The organism is Arthrobacter cryoconiti (genome assembly GCF_020905375.1).
In the GTDB taxonomy this organism is placed as follows: domain Bacteria; phylum Actinomycetota; class Actinomycetes; order Actinomycetales; family Micrococcaceae; genus Specibacter; species Specibacter cryoconiti.
The window spans coordinates 1-22,798 of sequence record NZ_JAJJBU010000039.1 but is presented as its reverse complement, the minus strand read 5'-3'; the positions used below and the strand labels follow the sequence as shown (position 1 = coordinate 22,798).

The 22,798-nt window shown below is 57.8% G+C and carries 18 protein-coding genes; 5 read left to right on the top strand and 13 right to left on the bottom strand.

The genetic code is table 11. The features are described 5' to 3' along the window. The 4 genes from LOH53_RS16370 to hisS all read right to left on the bottom strand — a co-directional run. Nucleotides 1-946, bottom strand: a 946-nt coding sequence (locus LOH53_RS16370) for a DUF222 domain-containing protein (protein WP_230068830.1), incomplete at its 3' end; no start/stop codon positions are given. A gap of 151 nt (nt 947-1,097) precedes the next feature. Continuing rightward, nucleotides 1,098-2,018, bottom strand: a complete 921-nt coding sequence (locus LOH53_RS16365) for an NADP-dependent oxidoreductase (protein ID WP_230068829.1) — start codon at nt 2,016-2,018, stop codon at nt 1,098-1,100. 224 nt (nt 2,019-2,242) lie between these two features. Further along, complete coding sequence (aspS, locus tag LOH53_RS16360) at nt 2,243-4,036, bottom strand: aspartate--tRNA ligase (RefSeq protein WP_230068828.1); 1,794 nt, start codon at nt 4,034-4,036, stop codon at nt 2,243-2,245. Nucleotides 4,037-4,232: 196 nt separating this feature from the next. Next, the gene (hisS, locus tag LOH53_RS16355) at nt 4,233-5,582 is read right to left on the bottom strand and encodes a histidine--tRNA ligase (protein WP_230068827.1); all 1,350 of its coding nucleotides are present in this window, start codon (nt 5,580-5,582) and stop codon (nt 4,233-4,235) included. A gap of 240 nt (nt 5,583-5,822) precedes the next feature. Between hisS and LOH53_RS16350 the strand changes: the two genes are divergently transcribed. The 3 genes from LOH53_RS16350 to LOH53_RS16340 all read left to right on the top strand — a co-directional run bounded on the left by LOH53_RS16350 (nt 5,823) and on the right by LOH53_RS16340 (nt 8,966). Beyond that, nucleotides 5,823-6,608: a peptidylprolyl isomerase gene (locus tag LOH53_RS16350; protein ID WP_230068826.1), complete on the top strand. Its 786-nt coding sequence runs from the start codon at nt 5,823-5,825 to the stop codon at nt 6,606-6,608. A gap of 120 nt (nt 6,609-6,728) precedes the next feature. Next, complete coding sequence (locus LOH53_RS16345) at nt 6,729-8,282, top strand: DUF349 domain-containing protein (protein ID WP_230068825.1); 1,554 nt, start codon at nt 6,729-6,731, stop codon at nt 8,280-8,282. A gap of 105 nt (nt 8,283-8,387) precedes the next feature. Continuing rightward, the gene (locus tag LOH53_RS16340; protein WP_230068824.1) at nt 8,388-8,966 is read left to right on the top strand and encodes a hypothetical protein; all 579 of its coding nucleotides are present in this window, start codon (nt 8,388-8,390) and stop codon (nt 8,964-8,966) included. Nucleotides 8,967-9,129: 163 nt separating this feature from the next. Here LOH53_RS16340 and LOH53_RS16335 read toward each other — a convergent pair whose 3' ends face one another. From LOH53_RS16335 to pdxT, 9 genes are all read right to left on the bottom strand, one after another. Continuing rightward, nucleotides 9,130-11,442: a RelA/SpoT family protein gene (locus LOH53_RS16335; RefSeq protein ID WP_326832805.1), complete on the bottom strand. Its 2,313-nt coding sequence runs from the start codon at nt 11,440-11,442 to the stop codon at nt 9,130-9,132. 181 nt (nt 11,443-11,623) lie between these two features. Then, nucleotides 11,624-12,616 carry a protein translocase subunit SecF gene (gene secF / locus LOH53_RS16330; protein WP_230068823.1) on the bottom strand — a complete coding sequence of 331 codons (993 nt, stop codon included), beginning with the start codon at nt 12,614-12,616 and terminating at the stop codon, nt 11,624-11,626. Beyond that, entirely contained in the window at nt 12,616-14,421 is a 1,806-nt protein-coding gene (gene secD, locus LOH53_RS16325; RefSeq protein WP_230068822.1) for a protein translocase subunit SecD, read from the bottom strand. The genes secF and secD overlap by 1 nt, the downstream gene beginning before the upstream one ends. An 89-nt stretch (nt 14,422-14,510) precedes the next feature. Next, nucleotides 14,511-14,963, bottom strand: coding sequence for a preprotein translocase subunit YajC (locus LOH53_RS16320; protein WP_230068821.1), 453 nt, complete (start codon nt 14,961-14,963; stop codon nt 14,511-14,513). Nucleotides 14,964-15,141: 178 nt separating this feature from the next. After that, nucleotides 15,142-16,257 carry a Holliday junction branch migration DNA helicase RuvB gene (gene ruvB, locus LOH53_RS16315; RefSeq protein WP_230068820.1) on the bottom strand — a complete coding sequence of 372 codons (1,116 nt, stop codon included), beginning with the start codon at nt 16,255-16,257 and terminating at the stop codon, nt 15,142-15,144. A 3-nt stretch (nt 16,258-16,260) separates the two neighbouring features. Continuing rightward, nucleotides 16,261-16,896: a Holliday junction branch migration protein RuvA gene (gene ruvA / locus LOH53_RS16310; protein WP_230068819.1), complete on the bottom strand. Its 636-nt coding sequence runs from the start codon at nt 16,894-16,896 to the stop codon at nt 16,261-16,263. A 76-nt stretch (nt 16,897-16,972) separates the two neighbouring features. Beyond that, entirely contained in the window at nt 16,973-17,560 is a 588-nt protein-coding gene (ruvC, locus tag LOH53_RS16305; RefSeq protein ID WP_230068831.1) for a crossover junction endodeoxyribonuclease RuvC, read from the bottom strand. A 2-nt stretch (nt 17,561-17,562) separates the two neighbouring features. Next, nucleotides 17,563-18,318, bottom strand: coding sequence for a YebC/PmpR family DNA-binding transcriptional regulator (locus tag LOH53_RS16300; RefSeq protein ID WP_230068818.1), 756 nt, complete (start codon nt 18,316-18,318; stop codon nt 17,563-17,565). Nucleotides 18,319-18,320: 2 nt separating this feature from the next. Then, nucleotides 18,321-19,058, bottom strand: coding sequence for a pyridoxal 5'-phosphate synthase glutaminase subunit PdxT (gene pdxT, locus LOH53_RS16295; RefSeq protein WP_376991283.1), 738 nt, complete (start codon nt 19,056-19,058; stop codon nt 18,321-18,323). 95 nt (nt 19,059-19,153) lie between these two features. On the opposite strand from pdxT, the gene asnB reads away from it, so the two are divergent. Together asnB and LOH53_RS16285 are read left to right on the top strand one after the other, a co-directional pair. Next, nucleotides 19,154-21,838 carry an asparagine synthase (glutamine-hydrolyzing) gene (asnB, locus tag LOH53_RS16290; RefSeq protein ID WP_230068816.1) on the top strand — a complete coding sequence of 895 codons (2,685 nt, stop codon included), beginning with the start codon at nt 19,154-19,156 and terminating at the stop codon, nt 21,836-21,838. Nucleotides 21,839-22,051: 213 nt separating this feature from the next. Next, a complete protein-coding gene (locus LOH53_RS16285; protein WP_230068815.1) occupies nt 22,052-22,615 on the top strand; it encodes a GNAT family N-acetyltransferase in 564 nt (187 codons plus the stop codon). Nucleotides 22,616-22,798 lie beyond the last annotated feature (183 nt).

Here is a 22,798-nt window from a genome sequence, read left to right as displayed (position 1 = left end):
GTTTATTAGGATTAGCCGCCCACGCAACCGAAGACATCAATTTCTCATACTGCACAATCGTCATATGCCCATCGAAACCAATCAATCCCCGACGCGGCCGACGAAAGAAAATCCCTTGCCTACTCAACAACTCCCCCTCAGTAGGCTCCTGCCCATCAGGATCCAAAACATTCACAGCCCGAGCACCAATCCGACGCAAAAACTCCGGCGGTTCCACCCGCGCGTAACCACTCAACGTCTCCTCTAACCGGCGAACCTCACCCACCTCAATACGCCCGCCCTGCACCAAATGCGCAGCCTCATCAACAAACGAACACACCACCAACGCCCGATCCGCACTCACCTCCCCAGCAAAAAACGCTGCACCCACCACCGGCATCAACGGCGCACTGACCACCATCGTCACAGGATCCATAACCGGCAAAATACGCTCCGCCAACCGCAACCGCGCAAACCCCTCAGCACGCCCCACCAACAACGACAAAGACAACAAATCCACCGGATTCCTAATACCCTCAGCCTCAAACCGGCCCGCACGCACCCGCTCACCCAACACCCCAGCCACCTGAACCTGCAAAGCCATCACCACCCGCGAAAGCTCCTCCAAATCCTTCGCCCAACCCACCAACCCCACATCACTAAAACCCTCCAAACACACACCCAACGGCCCCACCAAACCCACACCAAACCCAGCACCAGCACCAGCACCAGCACCAGCAGAGTCACTCCTGTCAGGGGCAGACGCACCCGTGTCAGACGCACCCGTGTCAGACGCAACCGTGTCAGACGCATCCGGGCGAGCTCCTGCGTCCGTGCGAGCCACTTCCCGACGAGCACACGCCGTAAGGTCTTGCGCTAACACCAACAACTCACGCACACGCTCACCCACCACGACCACCGGATCCACCCGGTCCGTGCATTCCGGCGCCTCTACCATCGCTTCCATAACCCCACGCTACCCCCAAGCACCAACAAAGTAGCAGATACCTACGAGAACGTTCACAACACATCGAACAACACCACCTGTGGAGGAACAAACACACCAAACAACCACAAAACAACCACTTACCCACCCCAAAAAACGAAGACCAAAGCCCCTAGTCCATCCGCAGAACGGTTTTTCCCCGGGCGTGCCTCGTCTGCACTTTGGCCAAGGCTTCCAATCCGGACTCAAAGGGGTAGACACGATCCAGTTCAACGTGGAATTCGCCCCGAGCAATGTGCGTCATCAGCTGCACCAGTTCCTCGCTAATGTCTGCCTGATACGCAATCCCTCCCACCTGGATGCCTCTTTCGGCCACCACAGAGTCACCCGATATCGACACCAGCGATCCACCGTTCCTAACCACCGGTAGGCATTCAATGGAACTACCAGGTTGGACAGCCACCACGGCGTCTACTCCCCCAGGCATCCACTTAAACACCCTCAGTGCCCAATTCGGCGCGTGGTAATCGACGGTCAGTTCCGCACCCAGCGAACTCATGAAGCCGTGATTGGCAGTCGAGGCTAAAGCACCAACGAGCCATCCTCGATGGCGGGCTATCTGAATGGCAAACGTGCCGATCGCCCCCGACCCCCCAGCAATAAACAGCGATCTACCTGGCGCTACCTCCCCGAGAGCGTGGAATGCTTTGAGAATAGTGCTCCCGGCAACGGGCACCGCAGCTGCCAGAGCGAGGTCCATTCCTTCGGGGACCGTGAGGATAAGTGAGGTCTCCTTCACGGCGACAAACTCCGCCCATGTTCCCCCCTTAGGTTGCATGGAGTTCACGAAAGCAATCCGATCCCCGGGCCGATATCCTGAGACCTCGCTACCAACCTCCGCAATAACGCCAGCTGCTTCAATCCCTATGGGATATGGGTATCTTCCATTGCCAGGCAGGAAATAGGAATCATGGATTCCCACACCAACAGCCTTCACCTGAACAAGCAACTCGTCGTCGCCGATTTCCGGCACCGGAACTTCCATTAGTTCAATGCCTAGTGCACCGGACCGCGGAATAACAAATGCCTTCATCAGTGAGTGTCCTTTTCGTTTGGCGGACGATCTATTTGGCGGACAACATTTTCCCGCGGCTCTTGCTGCGAAGAATCGCAAGTCCCGGTATTCGCCCTATCAAGTCATTTCGAGTACCTGCAGGGATTTTTGACTTATGGTCAAAACGTATCTCAACGCAGGCAGTGCCGGCCTCCCTGCGGGGATGCCGGCACTGCATGAGACAAAAAGGTAAACGGTGAAAGCTACTTGCTGTCGCCAGCTCCGGAATCCGGCTTCTTCGTCTCGGGCTTGAAGTCCACGCCCGCTTCTTTGCGCTGCTGCGCCGTGATCGGGGCTGGCGCTTGCGTGAGCGGGTCGTATCCGCCTCCGGACTTCGGGAATGCGATGACGTCGCGGATCGAGTCGACTCCGGCTAGGAGAGAGACTGCCCGGTCCCAACCAATAGCGATTCCTCCATGCGGAGGGGCTCCGAATTTGAAACCCTCGAGGAGAAATCCGAACTTCTCCTGCGCGTCGTCGTGGCTAAGGCCCATGACCTCAAACACACGCTCCTGCACGTCTCGGCGGTGGATACGAATGGAACCGCCGCCAATTTCGTTGCCGTTGCACACGATGTCATAGGCGAACGCCAATGCGCTCTCCGGATCGGTGTCGAAGGTATCCATGAATTCGGGTTTGGGCGAGGTAAACGCGTGGTGGACTGCCGTCCATTTTCCAGCGCCCACGGCAACGTCACCGGAAGCGACGGCGTCGGAAGCGGGCTCAAACATCGGAGCGTCGACAACCCACACGAACGCCCAGTCGCTGGGGTTGATCAGTCCGGTACGGTGGCCGATCTCTACGCGGGCAGCACCGAGTAATGCACGTGAGGGGGAAACCTCTCCAGCGGCGAAGAAGATGCAATCCCCGGGTTTGGCGCCCACAGCGTCCGCCAGTCCGTCGCGTTCGGTATCTGTAAGGTTCTTGGCCACCGGGCCGGTGAGCTCGCCTTCGTCCTTGACCAGCACGTAGGCCAAACCGCGTGCGCCGCGCTGCTTAGCCCATTCCTGCCAGGCATCCAGCTGGCGGCGCGGCTGTGATGCACCGCCGGGCATGACCACGGCACCCACATAAGGCGCCTTGAACACGCCAAAGTTCGTGTCTTTGAAGAACGCTGTTAGATCGGTGAGTTCCAGTCCGAAGCGCAGATCGGGTTTGTCTGAACCGTAGCGGGCCATAGCGTCGCGGTACGTCATGCGCATGATGGGCAACGGAATCTGAACATCAATCAGCTTCCACAGCGCGCTGACGACCTTCTCACCCAGCGCGATGATGTCATCCTGGTCAACGAACGACGCTTCGATGTCCAACTGGGTAAACTCTGGCTGCCGGTCTGCACGGAAATCTTCATCGCGGTAGCAACGAGCAATCTGGTAGTACTTTTCAAAGCCGCCAACTTGCAAGAGCTGCTTGAAGAGCTGAGGTGACTGCGGCAGCGCGTACCAGGAGCCAGGCGCTAGGCGGGCAGGGACTACGAAGTCGCGAGCACCCTCAGGGGTCGACCGGGTCAGCGTCGGGGTTTCAATCTCCACGTAGCCCTGTTCGTGCAGCAATTCCCGTGCCACGCGGTTTGCCTCGGAGCGCAGACGAAGGTTGCGCTGCATTGCCGGGCGGCGAAGGTCTAGGTAGCGGTGTTTGAGGCGCGCTTCCTCGCCAACCTCCACATGTTCGTCAATCTGGAACGGCAGCGGTGCAGCTTCGTTAAGCACGACGACGGCGTCCGCCATCACTTCGATCTCACCTGTGGCGAGGGCCGGGTTTTCGTTGCCTTCCGGACGACGGGAGACGGTGCCTGTCACCTGAAGCACATATTCATTGCGTAGCGAGTGGAAAACGTCCTCCTCACGCACCACGATCTGGGCAACGCCTGATGCGTCGCGCAGATCGAGGAAAGCCACACCACCGTGGTCTCGACGGCGGGCGACCCACCCCGAGAGGGTTACAGTTTGTCCAATGTGCTCGGCCCGCAGGGAGCCAAGGTCATGTGTGCGCAGCACAGCATTCCTTTCAATGGTGATGAGTGACCCGTTCTTCAGGGGCCAAAAGAGAGTTGTCAACAAGTTTACCGGTGATTCGATATGCCGGTGGTCCGGCCCCCTGCGGATCTGGTTCCCGGAGCGGGGATAGATTTCCAAGGTCTATCGGCGACCGCGAAAATCATCCTGCCCGCGAGGGAGCCGGGTCCACGGCAAGCTAGGCCTTGACGATCTGCGGATTCAGGTCCTCGCTCGGGGGCATCCACTGCGCCGGATCTGCTTCGACCTGCTCACCGGAGCGGATATCTTTGACCTGATGGGCGCCGTCGGCCTCGGTGAACCAGACGTAAGGAATGCCGCGCTTGTCGGCGTACTTGATCTGCTTGCCAAACTTATCAGCCTTGGCGGCCACCTCGGCAGAGATCCCGCGGGCGCGCAATGCCCCGGCAACATCCTGGGCGTCACTCCAGCTGTCCTCATCAGCGAGTGTTACGAGAACAACTGTGGGCACGCTACGAGAGGCAGTGGCGAATTCCTGGCTGAGAATTCGGGAAACTATTCGCGTGACGCCGATGGAGAGCCCGACGCCGGGGAATTTGCGGTTTCCCTTAGATGCCAGAGCATCGTATCGGCCGCCAGAACAAATAGATCCCAGCTGCTCGTGCCCTACCAGGACGGTCTCATAAACGGTTCCAGTGTAGTAGTCCAGGCCCCGTGCGATCGAGAGATCGGCGACGACGGATCCGGGTGCGCTCTTCACTGCTGCCGCAATGACCTGCTCCAGCTCATTGAGCCCCTCCTCCATCAGCTCATCGCTAACGCCCAGTGCACGCACCGCTGCCACGAAGGAAGTGTCCTCGGTACGGATGGACGCCAGCGCCAGGGCCTTGGCCGCTTGTTCTTCCGTAGCCCCCAGCTCAGTTACCAGCAGTTTAGCCACAGCATCCGCGCCGATCTTTTCCAGCTTGTCAATGCTGCGCAACACTCCCGCTGTGTCAGTTAGACCGATGCCTCGATAGAATCCTTCGGCCAGTTTGCGGTTGTTGATACGCAGCTTGAAGGCCGGGATAGGAAGCGCGGAGAGCGCCTCAGCTATCACCAGCGCAAGTTCCACGTCATAGCGGAACGCAAGCTCGCCGTCGGCCACCACATCAATGTCTGCCTGCGTGAACTCGCGGGCCCGTCCCTCCTGAGGCCGCTCACCACGCCAGACCTTTTGGATCTGATAGCGACGGAACGGAAAATTCAGGTATCCGGCATTCTCCACCACGTAACGGGCAAAAGGCACCGTTAGATCGAAGTGCAGGGCCAGCTGGTTCGGATCCTCCTTCGCTGCGTTGGAGGCACTATTGCCGTCGTCGTCCTGCAAGCGAGAGAGCGCGTACACCTCTTTATCTATCTCACCCTTGCGAAGCAGCTGCCCTACAGTTTCCACGGCGCGGGTCTCCACGGAACTGAAACCGTGCAATTCAAAAGTGCGGCGCAGGGTGTCCAGAACATGCTGTTCTACCAACCGTTCGGCTGGCAGCCACTCGGGGAATCCTGACAGGGAGGCGTTGCGTGCCATGGGTGGAAATCTCCTTACCTACAAGCACCAGGCCACTAGGCGAAGACCGCCAAGAGCTCATGCATTGAAATCCGATGGGTGGTGTGTGAGCAGTCATCCTCGCATTCGGCAAACAAATACATGGGTAAACTGGCATCTGGCTGCTATTTTATAAGGTTTTTCAAACCTCCCCCAATTTGTTCTCGCAGCCGACAGCCCCGCACGGGCAAACACCCTTGACGAAGTGATGGAGAACCAGCGTTGGCAAACAGCAAAAAGGACAGTCGTGAGGCTAAGGCGCGCATTGCGCGAATGGAGGCCAATAACGAACAGCATCAGTCTGCGCTAAAGCGCCGTTTGCGTGACAACGTCATTGCGATCGGTGCCATGGCACTGGCTATTGTCGTCGCAGGCGTTCTGGCCCTGACTATTTTTTCGGGTACCAAAGCGCCAAACGCACAGTCATCCAATCCCGCCGCCACGTCTGAGGCTTCACCGGCACAGACCAATAGCCCGACCGTCCCCGAGGCCGCAACTGCAGCTGGCAAAACGTTCACAGGGACATTGAGTCTGAACGGACAGCCTCTGGGAGTGCAAGTTGACGGCACCAAAGCTCCTCAGGCCGCAGCCGTGTTCAAGCAGCTTGCCGACGGAGGTTTCTTCACCGGCAAGAGCTGCCATCGCCTCGCCGACACAACTAATTTCGGTGTCCTCCAATGCGGCTCGCTCAAGGGCGACGGGCAGGGTGATCCCAATTTCCAGTGGGGTCCTGTGGAGAATTCACCCGCCGACGGCAAGTACCCGGCCGGTACGATCGCGGTGGCGCGTGCTGGTACTACCTACAGCAACGGCACCCAGTTCTTCATCACCTTCAAAGACACCATGTTGCCCCAGGATACGGGCGGTTACACGATACTGGGCAAAGTCACCAGCGGCCTTGAGGCAGTGACGAACATTGCCGGCGCCGGCATCGTTCCCGGGCCCAGCGGCGCCACCGACGGTGCCCCCGTTACTAAGGTGACGATAGACTCGTTTACGCTGAACTAAGTTTAATGCCACCGTTTGCGGCCAAGCTGGGCACCATAGGGTGCAAGCTCCCCAATCACGGCATGCGGCCAATGCAGCAAAGTACGTTCCAGATTTCCCTCCAGCGAAAGATTTTTAGCGGTGACACACAGTCAAGAATCCGACGAAACAACTGCCACATCAGCTGAGCCGGCCACGGCAGATTTAGTTGATGCGCAGGCGGCCCCGGACACAGAAAGCCCCACGGCAGCAAGCCCACAGCCCACATCTCCCGTGGTCGACAGTGAAATTCCAGCGCCGGCCCCCGCATCGCCACGGCCGACCCCTTCACCCAAGCAACCCTCCACAATGCCGTCGCCGGCAGCCTTCGCGGCTCGCCCCAAGGCTGCTGCACCAGCCGCGATGGCAGAGCCAGCACCGGTCGCCGCACTCGCTCCAGTGAATTTGGCTGAGGCCGCAAAGTTTGGTCGAGCCGAAGACGACGGACATGTATTTTTGCTTCTGGATGGTGAAGAGTTCCCTGTCGGGCAGTACCCGGGCGCCAGTAAAGACGAGGCCCTTGCCTACTTTGTCCGCAAGTTTGAGGACATCTGCTCAGCTGTGACGTTGCTGGAGCAGCGGGTAGAAGCCAAGGCTCCAACTACGGACATGGCAAAGACCGTCACTCATCTGCGCGAGCAACTGGCCGAGCGCACATCCGTGGGCGACGTCAACGGTGTTTTGGCCCGGCTGACAGCCTTGGATGAGAAAATTAGATCCTTGGCAACCCACGAACGAACGGCTCATGATGCCGCCAGAAACGTAGAGTTGGCCGCCCGCGAGGCGATCGTGGCTGAAGCCGAGGCTATTGCGGCCGAGGATCCCTCCGCGATCCAGTGGAAGATCAGCAGTGCCCGCATGAACGAGCTTTTCGAGGCTTGGAAGCACGCCCAAAAGACCGGAATGCGTTTGGGTCGGGCAACAGAGGAATCCTTGTGGAAGCGTTTCCGCAGCGCCCGGACCGTGTTCGACCGTCACCGCCGTGCCTACTTCTCGCAGCTGGATAACAATAATGCTTCGGCCAAGAACGCCAAAGAAACACTCATAGCCGAAGCTGAGGCTCTTGCCTCCTCCACAGACTGGGGCCATGCAGCCGGGGAATACCGCCGTCTCATGGATCAGTGGAAGGCATCTCCGCGTGCGAGCCGCAAGGACGACGACGCATTATGGAACCGCTTCCGCGCCGCACAGGACACGTTCTTTGCTGCACGTCAGAGCGCTAATAGCGCCCTGGACGAAGAATTCGGCGCCAACCTTGAAGTCAAGGAGGCCCTGATCGTAGAGGCCCAGGCACTTCTCCCGGTAAAAGATCTGACGGCCGCGAAGAAGGCGTTGCAGACCATCCGTGACCGTTGGGAAGAGGCCGGCAAGGTTCCGCGGGCGGACATGCAGCGAGTGGAAGCCGCTTTGCGCAAGGTTGAGGACGCCGTACGTGCGGCCGATGAAGACAATTGGCGCCGCAGCGACCCCGAAGCCAAGGCCCGAACCAATAGCGCACTGACCCAGCTTGAAACAACCATTGCTGGGCTCAGGGACGATTTGGCTGCAGCACAGAAAGCAGGAGATTCCCGCAAGATGGCCAAGGCCACTGAGGCTCTAGCCGCCCGCGAACTGTGGCTGGAACAGATCAAGAAAGCGGCGGAAGACTTTTCCTAGCTCACTGTCTTCAAATCGCTGACATCTCTTGGCCCCGGTACCGAATTGTCCACAATCCGGTACAGGGGCCTTTTGTCTTCCACGTTGCTGACGCATGGTAGATACATGCGAGGAACCGAAAATAGGACGGAAGTTCATTCTCCGAGTCAAGAATTTACTGTGGCAGAACTCTCCGCCATGGTTCTTGATGGTGACCTAGCGCAGATCTACGGTGAAACTTTCCGTTCGGTCGTTACGCAGGATTCACCCGTGGTGCGCGCCGCCGCTTTGGCTGCCCAGATCCCGGCGGCGTTGGCTGGCCGCGTGGCATTCGGTTGGTTGTCCGCGGCATGGATTTACGGCTGCGCCCCGCCGCCGCAGATTATCACCTTGCTTGCCAGTCGGTCACGACGTTGCACAGCCTTGCCAGCGGGTAGCGGATGCGTTCTCCATGAAGTCAAACTCAGCCCCTACGAGCTCACCCAGGTAGGCGGAATCATGGTTACTGGGGCACTGCGTACGGCCATGGACGTGGCATCCAATGAACTCGCCAGCGTAGCCGTACCCGTGCTTGACGCGATTTCAGCGGCTCCAAGTCTGGGCTGTCCGCTCGGGCGCATCCGAGCAGCCTTGGAGACACCCACGCACCAGAAGGGACGAACCAACGCACTCGCCCTGGTCAAGGCAATGCTGAGCGCTGGATAAAGACGTGGGATGCACCCTAGCGACTCCGCTGAGGCCACGGGCTGGCCGAGGCGCCCTCAGGCACGCAGAAGCGCACGGACGAGCGCGGGCACGCGCAGGAGCTCGCGGAGGAGCGCAGGAGCTCGCGTTCACGTCGAGAGGCACTTTGCTGCGCGGAGCGGCTTTAGCTGCGTCGTTTAGACCCGGACGTCCTATAAACGTCATAGACGCCGTCGATCCGTCGGACGGCGTTGAGCACGTGGTGAAGGTATTTTGGATCGCCCATTTCAAAGGCAAACCGTGACAGGGCCATGCGGTCCCGAGACGTGTTCATACTGGCTGCCAGGATATTGACATGACTCTCCGCTAAGACCCGTGTGACGTCGGAGAGCAGACTCTTGCGATCCAGCGCCTCGACTTGAATCTCTACCAGGAACACACTGGACTGAGTGGGTGCCCATTCAACTTCAACGAGCTTCTCTGGTTCAGTTTTCAGGTGTAACAAGTTGGGACAGTCCTCCCGATGCACAGAAACACCGGAGCCCTTAGTGACGTATCCGGCAATGGGATCTGGCGGTACCGGCGTGCAGCAGCGTGCCAACTTCACGAGCACCTCGCCCACACCGTGGACAATGACACCAGAATCGGAGACCCGTGAGCGTGCGTTGGAGATGTGAGTATCTATTGGCGCAGAAGTGTCTTCAACGTCGTCGTTGACCCCCAGCACATCCACGAGCCGTTCCACCACGGCCTGCGCTGACGTGTGTGCATCACCGACCGCCGCGTAAAGTCCGGCAATGTCCACGTACCGGAAATGCTGGGTGACCGCCAGTAGGGCGTCGTGGGTCATCATTTTTTGCAGGGGTAGGTTCTGCTTGCGCATAGCCTTCGTCAGCAGATCCTTGCCCTTTTCAATGGACTCTTCGCGACGTTCCTTGGTGAACCACTGACGAATCTTATTCCGGGCCCGAGGGCTCTTGACAAAGTTTTGCCAATCTTGGCTGGGTCCCGCTCCCTCTGCCTTGGACGTGAAAATCTCTACGGTGTCCCCGTGCTCAAGTTCGCTGTTGAGGGGAACCAGCTTTCCGTTGACGCGGGCACCGACCGTCCGGTGGCCCACTTCTGTGTGAACAGCGTAGGCAAAGTCGACCGGTGTAGAGCCTGCGGGCAACGCGATGACTTGGCCCTTGGGAGTATAAACAAACACTTCCCGGGCGTTCATCTCATAACGCAGTGAATCCAAGAACTCGTTGGGATCTGAGGTCTCTTGCTGCCAATCGACCAGCGTGCGCAACCAATTCATATCCTCTTGGCCGGACACGGGGGTTTTATTGCCCGTCTTATACTTCCAATGCGCCGCCACGCCGTACTCTGCACGTTGGTGCATTTCATGGGTGCGGATCTGGATTTCTACCGATTTCCCGCCCGGCCCAATCACCGTGGTGTGCAGAGACTGGTACATATTGAATTTCGGCATAGCTATGTAGTCTTTGAACCGGCCAGGCAGCGGATTCCAGCGAGCGTGCACGGTGCCCAGCGCTGCGTAACAGTCGCGAACCGTGTCAACAAGAACACGAACGCCCATCAAGTCATTGATATCGTCAAAGTCTTTGGCCCGTTGAACCATTTTTTGGTACACCGAATAGTAGTGCTTGGGACGCCCAGTGATTTCCGCTTTGATCTTGGACTCTTTGAGGTCTTCGGCAATCTGACCCCGGATTACACTTAACTGCTTTTCCCGCTCCGGCGAACGGTCTTGGACCATCCGCACCAATTCTTCGTACACCTTGGGATAAAGCGCAGCAAAGGAAAGATCCTCCAGCTCCCACTTAATGGTGTTCATGCCCAGACGGTGGGCAAGAGGAGCGAAGATGTCGAGAGTTTCGCGGGCTTTCTTCCCAGAGGACTCCGCTGAGACAAAACGCCAGGTACGTGCGTTGTGCAGCCGGTCAGCTAGCTTGATGACCAAGACGCGAATGTCCTGTGCCATGGCGATGACCATTTTACGAACCGTCTCCGCCTGGGCAGAGTCACCAAACTCAACCTTGTCTAATTTGGTGACACCATCTACGAGCTTCGCGATCTCGTCGCTAAAGTCGGTTCGGAGTTCCTCAAGTGTGTAAGAAGTGTCTTCTACGGTGTCGTGCAGCAGCGCCGCAGCAAGGGTGGCACCGCTCATGCCCAATTCGGCAAGGATCGTGGCAACAGCCACGGGGTGGGTAATGTACGGGTCACCGCTTTTACGTTTTTGACCTTCATGAAACTTTTCCGCGACGGTAAAGGCACGTTGGATGAGATCGAAATCTTCCTTGGGATTGTTCACGCGAACGATCCGAAGCAGTGGTTCCAGAATTGGCGCGTAGCTCTCGGTGGACCAACCTGTAAGCCTTGCTAGTCGGGACCGTGTTCGCTCACGCCTTCCCGGAAACGTGGGCCGGGCCTCTACCGTCCTGCGTGCTGGGACCTCGGCTTCGCCAGCATTGCCGTCCCCGGTCAACAGCTCACGCGAGGGTGATTGATCGCTCACTTCGCACTACCTCCCTCGTTCCACCTGCCCTGGCAGCGTCACCACCGAGCATTTACCTAGTGTAATCCCGCACCCGGCCACGTTTGACCACTATGGAAACGGGCCAGAGGCCGGTGATATTCACCGGCCTCTGACCCGCCATGTAGCTTTGTTATGCGTTGGCTGCCTCGGCAGCTCGCCTACTCGCTACCTTTTTAGCCTGTTTGGCCAGCGCCGGTTCCTTCTCGCGGAGCCAAGCATACATAGGAGCAGCTACGAACACCGTGGAGAAAGTACTGACGATGATGCCTATGAACAGGGCCAAGGAAAGGTCCCGCAATGTCCCCGCCCCGAGTAGGAGGGCACCAATGAACAAAATCGACCCCACGGGCAGCACTGCCACCATCATGGTGTTAATGGATCGCACAAGCGTTTGATTGACCGCTAAGTTCACCTCTTCACCAAAGGTTCGCCTCGTCGATGATGTGATGTCTGCGGTGTTCTCGCGAATCTTGTCAAACACCACCACGGTGTCATACAGCGAATAGCTCAAAATTGTTAAGAAGCCAATAATGGCCGACGGCGTGACCTCGAACTTCGAGGCCCCATAGAACCCGGCCGTCACCACCATCACCACGAAAAGCCCGATCATCGCCGCTATCGACATTCGCCAAGTTCGAAAATACATGGCCATCAATATGGTGGCCAGCAATACGAACACGATAAAACCGATGATGGCCTGCCGTGAGACATCCTGACCCCAGGACGGCCCCACAAATGTTGAGGTGATGTGATCGTCGGTGACGGCGTAGGCGGACTTCAGCGCGTCTTTGACCTTGAGTGTCTGATCGTCACTGAGCCGGTCGGTCTGCACCTGCATGGTCTGGCCAGCTGTGTTGGTAACAACGGCTACCGTTCCTGGGATGGCTTGGGAGACTGCGCTTTGTCCAACCGTGGGATCTGTGTGGGCAACATCGGAGATCGTGAACTGCGATCCCCCGCGGAACTCGATGCCGAAGTTGAAGCCGCCCACCAGCATGGTCAGCAGGATGGACAAAACAACAGCTGCCCCTGTGATGCCAAACCAGATATGGCGTTTGCCGACGAATTCGTAGGATCGTTCGCCTGTGTAAAGTTCGTTGCCGAACGTCGCGAAGCTCTTCATTAGTTGCTCTCCTTGGAGTCGCCGCTGGAATCCTTCTTGGACGAACCAGAACTGCGGCTTCCAGCCATTTCCGCTTCCTTGGCTGCCAACCGTCTTTCGGCGATCGTTTGTCGTCTTTCGGCCTCGCCGCTGGCTCGAGCGTTCTTACCCTTGGCCAAGGCCAATGATTCTTCCGGTGTGCGGAAGCGGCCTGCCCCTCGGTAGAGCGGTACAGCACCAAGCTGAACAGGATCCAGGCCTGAGAAGTGATGCCCTTCCCCGAAGAACCTGGTGCGTGCCAGCAGCAACAAGGTGGGATGGGTAAACATAAAGACGACGATTAAGTCGGCGACTGCCGTTAGACCAAGAGTGAAGGCAAAGCCCTTGACGTTGCCGACGGAGACAAAGTACAGCACCAACGACGCCAGGATGTTGACGGCCTTGGACGCAAGGATGGTGCGTTTTGCGCGCATCCAACCGTTGTCAACAGCTGCCACCAGTCCGCGGCCATCACGTAGTTCATCCCTGACCCGTTCAAAGTAGACAATGAAGGAGTCAGCAGTCTGACCGATGGAGACGATAATACCGGCGACGCCAGCTAAGGACAGACGGTAGTTCTGGCCCCAGCCCAAGAGGACGATAGCCAGATACGTCAAGCCACCAGCAATGACGAGCGAGAGTATTGTCACGAAGCCAAGGGCACGGTACTGGAACAGGGAGTAGATGACCACCAAGCCCAGGCCAATCAAGCCCGCCAGCAGACCCATTTCGAGTTGCTGCAGCCCCAGCGTTGCAGAAATCTGCTGCTCGGACTGAATAGTGAAGCTGATGGGCAGAGCACCGAATTTCAGCTGATCGGAAAGTGCTTTTGCACTGGTTTCAGTGAAGCTACCGGTGATGGAGGACTGGCCGTCAGTGATCACGGCTTGGGAGGCGGGAGCTGAAATCACGTTTCCGTCAAGAACGATCGCGAAACGAGCCTGGGGATCGTTCGGATTGGCCGTGTACTTAGCGAAGAGGCGCTGGGTGACTGCCTTGAATGCGTTGGAGCCTTCGGGCTTATTGAGTGTCAGGTTGACGGACCATTCATTGGTCGTCACACCCTGGGCCCCGGATTTCAGACCGTATGAGGCGGTATTGATCCATTTTCCGGGGATCTCCACGGGGCCCAAAATGTACTTGACTCCGCTATCTGATTCGCAGGCAATGGTCGGCTTAGCGGGATCAGAGTTGGCAGGCAGTTCGGTGATCGGGGCCACGCAACTGGTTTGTTCATACTCCGCCATGATCGGTGCGGTGATCCAGTTGGAGTCACTGCCGTTGGCCGGAGGCGCCGTTGGGTCCGTGTTCGGTGTGACCACGTTGGAGGTCACGAAGGCACTGAGCTTATCCGCTGGTGTGCGCTGAGCTACGGGCACGGCACCGGCAGGGGCGTTGCTGGAGACAAGTACCGGACGGAAGTTCATATTGGCAGATGCTTTGATGAGGTTACGAACCTCATCTGTGGGTTTACCCGGCATCTGCACCACAACGTTGCGCCCACCTTCGGTGGCGATCTGGGCCTCAGAGACGCCAGATCCATCAACGCGTTGGCGAATAATAGAAACAGCCTGATCTAGCTGCTCTGAGGAGATGGAATTGGCGCCCTCAATCTGAGGCGCCAAGATCATCTCAGTTCCGCCTTCAAGGTCAAGGCCCAATTTGGGCATCCAAGAAGCAGCACCACTTAGTACTCCACCACTTACAGCCAATATGCAAACAATTATGAGCGCAGCAAGCCACAGCAGTGATCTGCGGGCTACCGACGTCGCACCGGTTCGTGCCATCAAGGGATCCTTCTATTGGTCACGGGTAATGAACATGGCAAGGCTGCCGCAGTATCAATGCTTCTGCGACAGCGCCGACCCGATTGAGCCTATTTGTCTTTGTTGGTGTCTTTGTTCAGCCGAGCGAGGGTCTCCTCGGAGGTCTCCCCCGTTGCGCCGTTCTTCTCCACCTCGGATGTCAATGAGGAGGCGTCGTCCGGGATGGAAGACTCCATATCATCCATGAGGGGGACGGAAGGCTCCATGATCTTTGCCACGGTCTGGCTGTGTACTTCAACGATCACACCGGGAGAAATTTCCAGTTTGATCTTGTTGGACTCGGAATCTACATCCACAACGTGGCCGAACAAACCAAAGTTGGTCATGATGTCAACGCCGGGCGCCAATTTTGACTGCTTCTCTTGAGCGGCAGCTTTAGTTTTGCGGGACTTGCGAATCATCATAAGGATGAGCACGGCAAACAAAGCAAAGAGAACATAATTCATGATGCCGCCACCTGCAGCGGCGGGCTGGTCGGCGGCAAGAACGTTACTCAAGGTCACAGCTGGAATTCCATTCGTTGTAGTCACATTTGATGTCACTGGCGGACGTCGGGCTGAACCATCACGTGCCGGACGTCATACCAGTCTAGGGGGTAAAGCTGGGTCTAAGGTCTAAAAATCACTCAGACTGGCCCCTAATTGCCATTCGGTACCAGCTTTTCAGGCAAACAGAATTCAATTATCCATCAAGCTCATCATCGTTATAAGGCAACATGGCTGCAGCAACGGCATTGGCTGGCATGCGAAGACCTAGGTGCACCCAGGCCGCCGGCATAGCAATACGGCCGCGTGGAGTGCGCCCCAACAAACCCTCCCGGACCAGAAAAGGTTCAGCAACGGTCTCCACCGTCTCAGGTTCCTCTCCTACTGCAATAGCCAACGTTGAGAGCCCGACTGGACCACCGTTGAACTTGTTGACCAAGGCCTCCAACACCGAACGGTCAAGACGGTCCAGTCCTCTGGCATCGACTTCATACATATCCAGGGCACTGGACGCGGTTCGGGCATCGATGGTTTCCACCCCGTGCACCAGCGCCCAGTCCCGCACGCGGCGCAACAACCTATTAGCAATTCGAGGCGTTCCGCGAGAGCGCCCGGCAATTTCAGAAAATCCTGCGCTGGTTAGTTTTAGGTCCATCATGCCGGCGGAACGGCGCAGGACCAGTTCCAGCTCGGCGACTGAATAGAACTCCAAGTGCCCGGTGAAGCCGAATCGGTCACGCAGCGGCCCCGGTAAGAGACCGGCTCGGGTCGTGGCACCGACCAGAGTAAACGGCGGTAGCTCCAAAGGGATGGCGGTGGCCCCGGCTCCCTTGCCTACGATGATGTCCACGCGAAAGTCTTCCATCGCCATGTAGAGCATCTCTTCGGCAGGACGGGACATGCGGTGTATCTCATCTAGAAACAGCACTTCTCCCTCAGTCAGCGAAGAAAGAATCGCGGCCAGGTCCCCGGCATGCTGGATGGCTGGACCTGAACTGATGCGCAGGGGGGCATTCATCTCGGAAGCGATGATCATGGCCAGCGTTGTCTTGCCGAGCCCCGGCGGTCCGGACATAAGGACATGGTCTGCGCTACGTCCGCGAATCTTAGACGCGGCCAGCACTAATGCCAACTGCTTACGCACGCGTTCCTGGCCAACAAAATCATCAAGGGTTTTGGGCCTAAGTGCTGCTTCCAAATCCCGCTCTTCTGGCTCTGCTACGGGTGCCAGCTCGGCGGAAGGCCGAATAGGACTCTGGCCGCTGAGCGAAATCTGTCCTGGGAGCTGGCCGCCGTCGTGCGCTTCCGTCATAACCTAACGCCCCCTGGCAGACTGGCGGGTGTTGTCTTGTCCTAGCCACCGCAACGTGGCTCGCAAGATAGCCGGAACTTCAGGCTCGCTGGCAAGTTCCGGTTCGGCCGCCAGCGCAGCATCAATGCTCTTCACAGCGTCCTTTTCATTCCAACCCAGGCTGGTCATGGCCGCCACTACCTGATCTTTCCATTCCATGGGAGCGTTCGACGCCGGGGCCGAGGCCACAGCAGTGCCCGTCGGCTTGAGCTTGCCTTTCAGTTCCAGAACAATCCGGGCCGCCACTTTAGGTCCAACCCCGGGAACCTTCGTGAATGCTTTGCTGTCCCCGCTACTCACACCGACTCTAATGCTTTCCGGTTCCATGACAGAGAGAATGGCCAGAGCAAGCCGGGGTCCGATCCCGCTGACGCTTAGCATGGTGTCGAAAACTTCACGCTCGTCGGAATCGGCAAAACCGTAAAGTGTCATGGAGTCCTCACGGACAATCATGGTGGTGGTCAGGGTGGCTTCCTCCCCAACGCGCAGTCCACCGAGCGTCTTGGGTGTGGCATGGACCAGCATGCCAACTCCGTTGACGTCAAGGACAGCCTGGGCCAAAGTGAGGTGAGCCACCGGGCCGCGGACAAAACTGATCATGGGAACTGCTCCGTTCGTGTTCCTGGCAGGTCACTGACCAACTTACACCACATATATCGAACATACGTACTAACGATTATCGCCACGAGGGGCCGGGGGTTTCCTTGTTCTTCTTCGTTTTCGCCCCTCTTTCAGCGTCACGCCAAAGTTGCTGGGCCGCCGTCGCGCCTCCACCAGCCGTAGCAACGGAGTTCCCGCTACGCCACGCATGGGCAATGGCCAGCGCCAACGCGTCGGCAGCGTCGGCAGGACGGGGCGGTTCGCTCAGACGCAGAATGCGAGTGACCATGGCGGTCACCGACGCTTTATCCGCCCGGCCGTTGCCTGTCACCGCGGCCTTGACCTCCGACGGCGTGTGCATCTGAACAGGAATACCACGTCGGGCAGCCGCCACGAGGACCACCCCGCTGACTTGGGCGACCCCCATGACGGTACTGAGATTCGTCTGAGCAAACACGCGTTCGATCGCCAAGACATCCGGGGCGAACGCGTCCAACCATTTGTCCACCGCGTCCGCAATCACTAAAAGCCGGGCATCCAAGTTCTGCTCATGCGAGCTGCCCACCACTCCCACGGCTACGAGGGTCGCGGTTCGGTTGGCGGCAACATCCACCACGCCCAGCCCGCAACGGGTCAGGCCGGGGTCAACGCCAAAGACACGCAGTATTAGTCCTCGTCCAGCGCGGCGAAGACCTCCGCGCTGATGTCGGCATTGGAGTAGATATTTTGGACATCGTCCAGGTCTTCCAGCGCGTCATAAAGTTTCATGAACTTGCGAGCGTGCTCGACGTCCAATTCAACCTGCATTGACGGGACGAAGCCAGCTTCATCGGTTTCGTACTCGATGCCTGCCTCCGTCAAGGCAGCCCTGATGGCGGGCAAGTCCGCGGTGTCAGAGATAACCTCGAAGTTCTCGCCTTCGTCCTTGACCTCCTCAGCTCCAGCATCCAGCACTGCCATGAGCAGGTCATCTTCGGTTAGGTCATTTTTTACCAGACCCACAATGCCCTTGCGCGTGAACATGTAGGCAACAGATCCGGGATCGCCCATATTGCCTCCGTTGCGCCCAACGGCCAAGCGGACCTCAGAGGCCGCCCGGTTCTTATTGTCGGTGAGACATTCGATCAAAATGGCTGTGCCCTGAGGCCCATAGCCTTCATACATGATCGTCTGGTAATCAACAGCATCGCCAAGTTGGCCGGAACCACGCTTGATAGCCCGGTCAATGTTATCTGCCGGTACAGAGGTCTTCTTAGCTTTGGTGACAGCAAGCTCAAGAGAAGGGTTACCGACGATGTCTGCACCACCGATGCGTGCAGCGACTTCAATGTTCTTGATCAGTTTGGCGAACGACTTTGCACGACGGCTGTCAATGATGGCTTTTTTGTGCTTGGTGGTCGCCCATTTGGAGTGGCCTGACATAGTTACGCTTCTCCTCTAATCATGCGAATAAAAAGTTCGTGAATGCGGCGCTCACCCGTCACCTCCGGATGGAAGGAAGTAGCTAACAAATGCTGCGAGCGCACGGCGACCGCACGGGCTTCTCCCTCAATCCTAACGTTTTGTCCTCCCGCAGGTGGTTCCACGCTTGCCAACACCTCAACAGACTCCCCCACACGCTCAACCCAGGGGGCCCGGATGAAGACGGCATGTAGCGCTTGTTCTTGCGTCCCTTTCGGTGCCAGTGCCGTGAAGAGCAGCTGTGTTTCGAAGGAATCAATCTGCCGGCCAAACGCATTCCTGCGCACGGTGATGTCCAGTCCTCCCAGCGTTTGCTGAGGATTTCCGTTGGAGTCGGTGGCTGGATCGGCAATCTCATTAGCTAGCAGGATCATGCCGGCACAACTCCCGTAGACGGCCAGGCCATCCTGGATGCGTTCCTGCAGGGGTTGGCGCATTCCAAAGATCCGGGTGAGCTTGTCAATTGTGGTTGATTCCCCACCAGGCAACACCAGAGCGTCTACTCCAACCAGCTCCGAGGGCCTACGGACAAGCACTACATCTACCCCGCAGGCCTCCAGCGTCCGGGCGTGCTCGCGGACGTCTCCTTGGAGCGCTAGAATGCCGACGCGCTCGCGCAGCGCACGGGTGGATGATGGGGCCGGGGTGTTCAAAACAGTCACTTTTCCATCATAAGACGTGACGGGGCCAGCTTGAATCATCCGGGTGCCTACCGGCCCGCCTGGCCGGTTCCCCGCCAGCAAGCAAGTAGCATTGTCCGAGGACTGACGTATCTACAGGAAAGAGGCACAGCGGTATGTGCGGAATCGCCGGTTACTACGGTTATGGAGAAGACCAAACTCTTCTCCAAGAGATGAACAAATGCATTGAACACCGCGGCCCAGACGGCGAAGGCATCTACATGCACGCCAACGTGGGCTTGGCGCACCGTCGTTTGTCCATCATCGACGTGGCACACGGCCAAGAGCCCATGTACAGTGCCGACGGCGAAACCGTCCTCGTCTATAACGGCGAGGTGTACAACTACCTCGACTTGCGTAGCGAACTTGAGGCGCTGGGCCGAACTTTCTCCACAGAGTCGGATACCGAAGTCGTGCTTCAATCCTACGAAGAGTGGGGAGACGCCGCCTTCGATAAATTCAACGGCATGTTTGGCTTTGCCATCCACGACCGAAAGAACAACCGTCTAGTTTTGGCGCGCGACCACTTCGGCATCAAGCCGCTGTACTACGCCGCCGCTGGCACGCCCGAAGCGCCCGCATTGTTGTTCGGCTCCGAGATCAAGCCTTTACTAGCGGCCAACAAGCTGGAAAAGGAAGTCAACGAGAGAATACTGTTCCGCTACTTGCAATTCCGCATCCACGACGACGAGGCCCAGACATTCTTTGCTGGCGTCCACAAGCTCATGCCCGGAGAAAAACTGGTACTGAACACCGTTGACACGCAGGCTGGCCCTGCCGGATCTTTCGTTATCAGCCCCTACACCCGCTTCAAAGAAGAACTGGCTGAGCTCGCCAAGATCGAGACTCCATATTCGGCCGCTGTCATTGAAGAATACCGTCAGCGTTTCACGGAAGGTGTGCGCCTGCGCCTGCAGTCCGAGGTCCCTGTGGGCACCGCCCTTTCCGGCGGGCTGGACTCCTCCGCCGTCGTCGTGACGATCAACAAACTCATGGCCGAAAAAGCGAGTGCCACCGATTCTCTGGGAGCAAAACAGCAAACCTTCTCAGCTGTTTTCCCCAACTCGATCAACGACGAAGAAAAGTACGCCGATGCTGTTCTGGCTCGCTGCGAAGGCAATGTCACCAGCCACAAGATCCGTCCGCAGGCCTCAGAATTTGTGGTGGATCTAGAGGACTTCGTACGCACCATGGAGGAGCCGATCATCTCCTCCGGGCCGTATGCCCAGTACCAGGTCATGCGTGAGGCCTCCAAACACGTCACAGTACTTCTGGATGGCCAAGGCGCCGACGAAATGATGGCCGGTTACATTCCCTATTACTTCGCTTATCTACGCCAATTGAAGAAGAACGGACAGAACGCCAAGCTGGTTAAGGAACTTTTCTCCAGTTCCGACATCCTGTTCCGGCTAGCCCGTTTCCGGATCCAGGGCGCATTGACCTTCAAGAAAGCTCCGGGAATCACGCCCCTGCTGAACAAGAAGTTCACAGCGAAATACAAATCCGAGACGTTTTCCAACATCCCGGACAATTTGAAATTGCGCCTGATAGACGATCTCTTCCACAAGTCACTTCCCGCAGTACTGCGCTACGAGGACAAGAACACCATGCGCTTCTCCCTCGAGGGTCGCGTGCCGTTCTTGGACAAGGAAGTGGTGAAGTTCCTCTTTAGCCTGGATGACGAGTCCATCATCAAGGGTGGTTGGAACAAGCGCATCCTACGGGATGCAACCCGCGGTCTACTGCCTGAAATGATCAGCAACCGACGCAACAAGATCGGTTTCACGACCCCCGAAGCTGAATGGTTCTCGCTGATGAAGGAAAAGATCTACGAGATTTTCCTCTCTTCCTCCTTTGGTTCGCGCCCATATTGGAATCAGGACGCTGTCATCTATGCTTTCGAAGAGCATTTGAGCGGCAAAAGCGCCGGTAGCACCATGGTTTTCTGGCGTTTGATCAACACAGAATTGTGGCTGCGCGAGTTCTTCGACGAGCCGGCAGTCCTTGCTGGAATTTTAGGCAAGAGCGACTATATTCCCAACGCTGACAAGCAGTTGGACATCACACTTGGTGAAAATGCTGGCACATTCCGCCGGTACCCTTTGCGCACCGAAGTGTTTTACAAGGAAACCGATTTTGATCCTGCCGTCATGAGCTATGTGAAGCGCTTCTTTGACGGTTTGCCCGACGCCGGCGAAGACCATACTCAGGCTACCGAGAACGCGCCGTGGTACCTGTTCCTTTCAGAAAAGATCGTGGCCATGACACAGGGGCGTTCTATTCCTGTGTGGGACATTAAGGTCTCGGGCGCTGCCCGCTTCTTCTCCCGTTTCGTCACACGTAACCCCGGGGGAATCGGCCTCGCCAGTCCCTGGTCTATGCAGCTTGCAATCGATGAGGTGGGACTTCCCCGCATCATGTACGCCTCTGCTCGCAGCGTCATTGGCAAACTCCAAGGCAAGTCTGGCGTGTTTTATGAGGTCGTGGGCCACAATATCAACGCGATCGACGGCGCCGCCGGATATCAGGTTGGAACTTCCACTCACTCAGTGAAGTACGCGCCCCTTGACCCCGACGGCGTGTCCGCTCGGCTCAGTGCTTTGATTCGGGCAGCAGTTCCCGCCAAATACGCCGCCACATTTGCCGGGACAGCCATTATGGATGCGAATGATCTTGGCGTGGTGGCTTTGGGGCACGACACACAGCTGACAAAAACGGTGCTCGAGAACATCTTCCGCGACAATCCACAGGGACAGACTACGGAAACCACCCCTATGTCCTTGGTTTTCACCCAGAAATAGGCTCGTACACAAAAGAACCCACCATGAGAGAAGTTTCCAGCGCGAACCCCTTCGGTGGGGCTTGTGCATTGCCGCCAGTGCCTGGCTCCGGAGAGGCCGCAGACTGTGCCAACGCTTGCTGATTGCCAGCGCACCCAACACGCCTGGTTTAGGGCGCTTGCGGAGGCCACTGGGGGTCGCTCTTTTTGCACCCATCGCATGGATTGGGTCTGGTTGCCACAAACCCGAGAAATGCTTTGCCTGTTCCCCACCGACATCACGGAAGCCGGATTGCGTCCCGCGCTAGCGGAGGCCGAACGTCGTGGAGCAGCAACCATAGGAATATGGCTCAACGCGTCCGTCAGGGAAGGCATACTTCCAGCTCATCGATTCAAGCGTGGCTGGCAGCCATGGTGGATGACCTGTGCGCTCAACGCGCAGACGCTGGCACGGGCAAGCAGTAGTCCGGATGAACGGGTAGAGCTAACGACCGAAGTGGCAGGCAGTATGTGGAGTGCCGCCGCGCACTGCAATGGTGAATGGCTCGGCCAAGCGTCCTCATACCAACCGCCGGATCAGAATGGTAAGCATTTGGCTGGCATCTTTGACATGGTCGTCGCTCCCGAACATCGCCGCACAGGCGTGGGGACGTCGTTGCTGAATGTACTGGTGGCCGCAGCGTTCGACGCCGGTGCTGAACATCTCGTTCTCAATGCCACTGCGGAGGGGGAAAAGTTGTACAGCAACTACGGTTTCGAACTTGTTGGCAAGGGCCAGACCTGGTGGATCAACCGGTAGGCGCGCCCCTCCCCCATGACGCTCGGTTACTTTCGGGGGTGTTCAGGCCCACGCTCGGTTACTTTCGGGGGTGTTCAGGCCCACGCTCGGTTACTTTCGGGGGTGTTCAGGCCAGCAACAGCGACAGTGACCCGCCCTGCACAACCCGGCAGCGCCGTCGTGCACCGCGGTGAAATCGGCCCA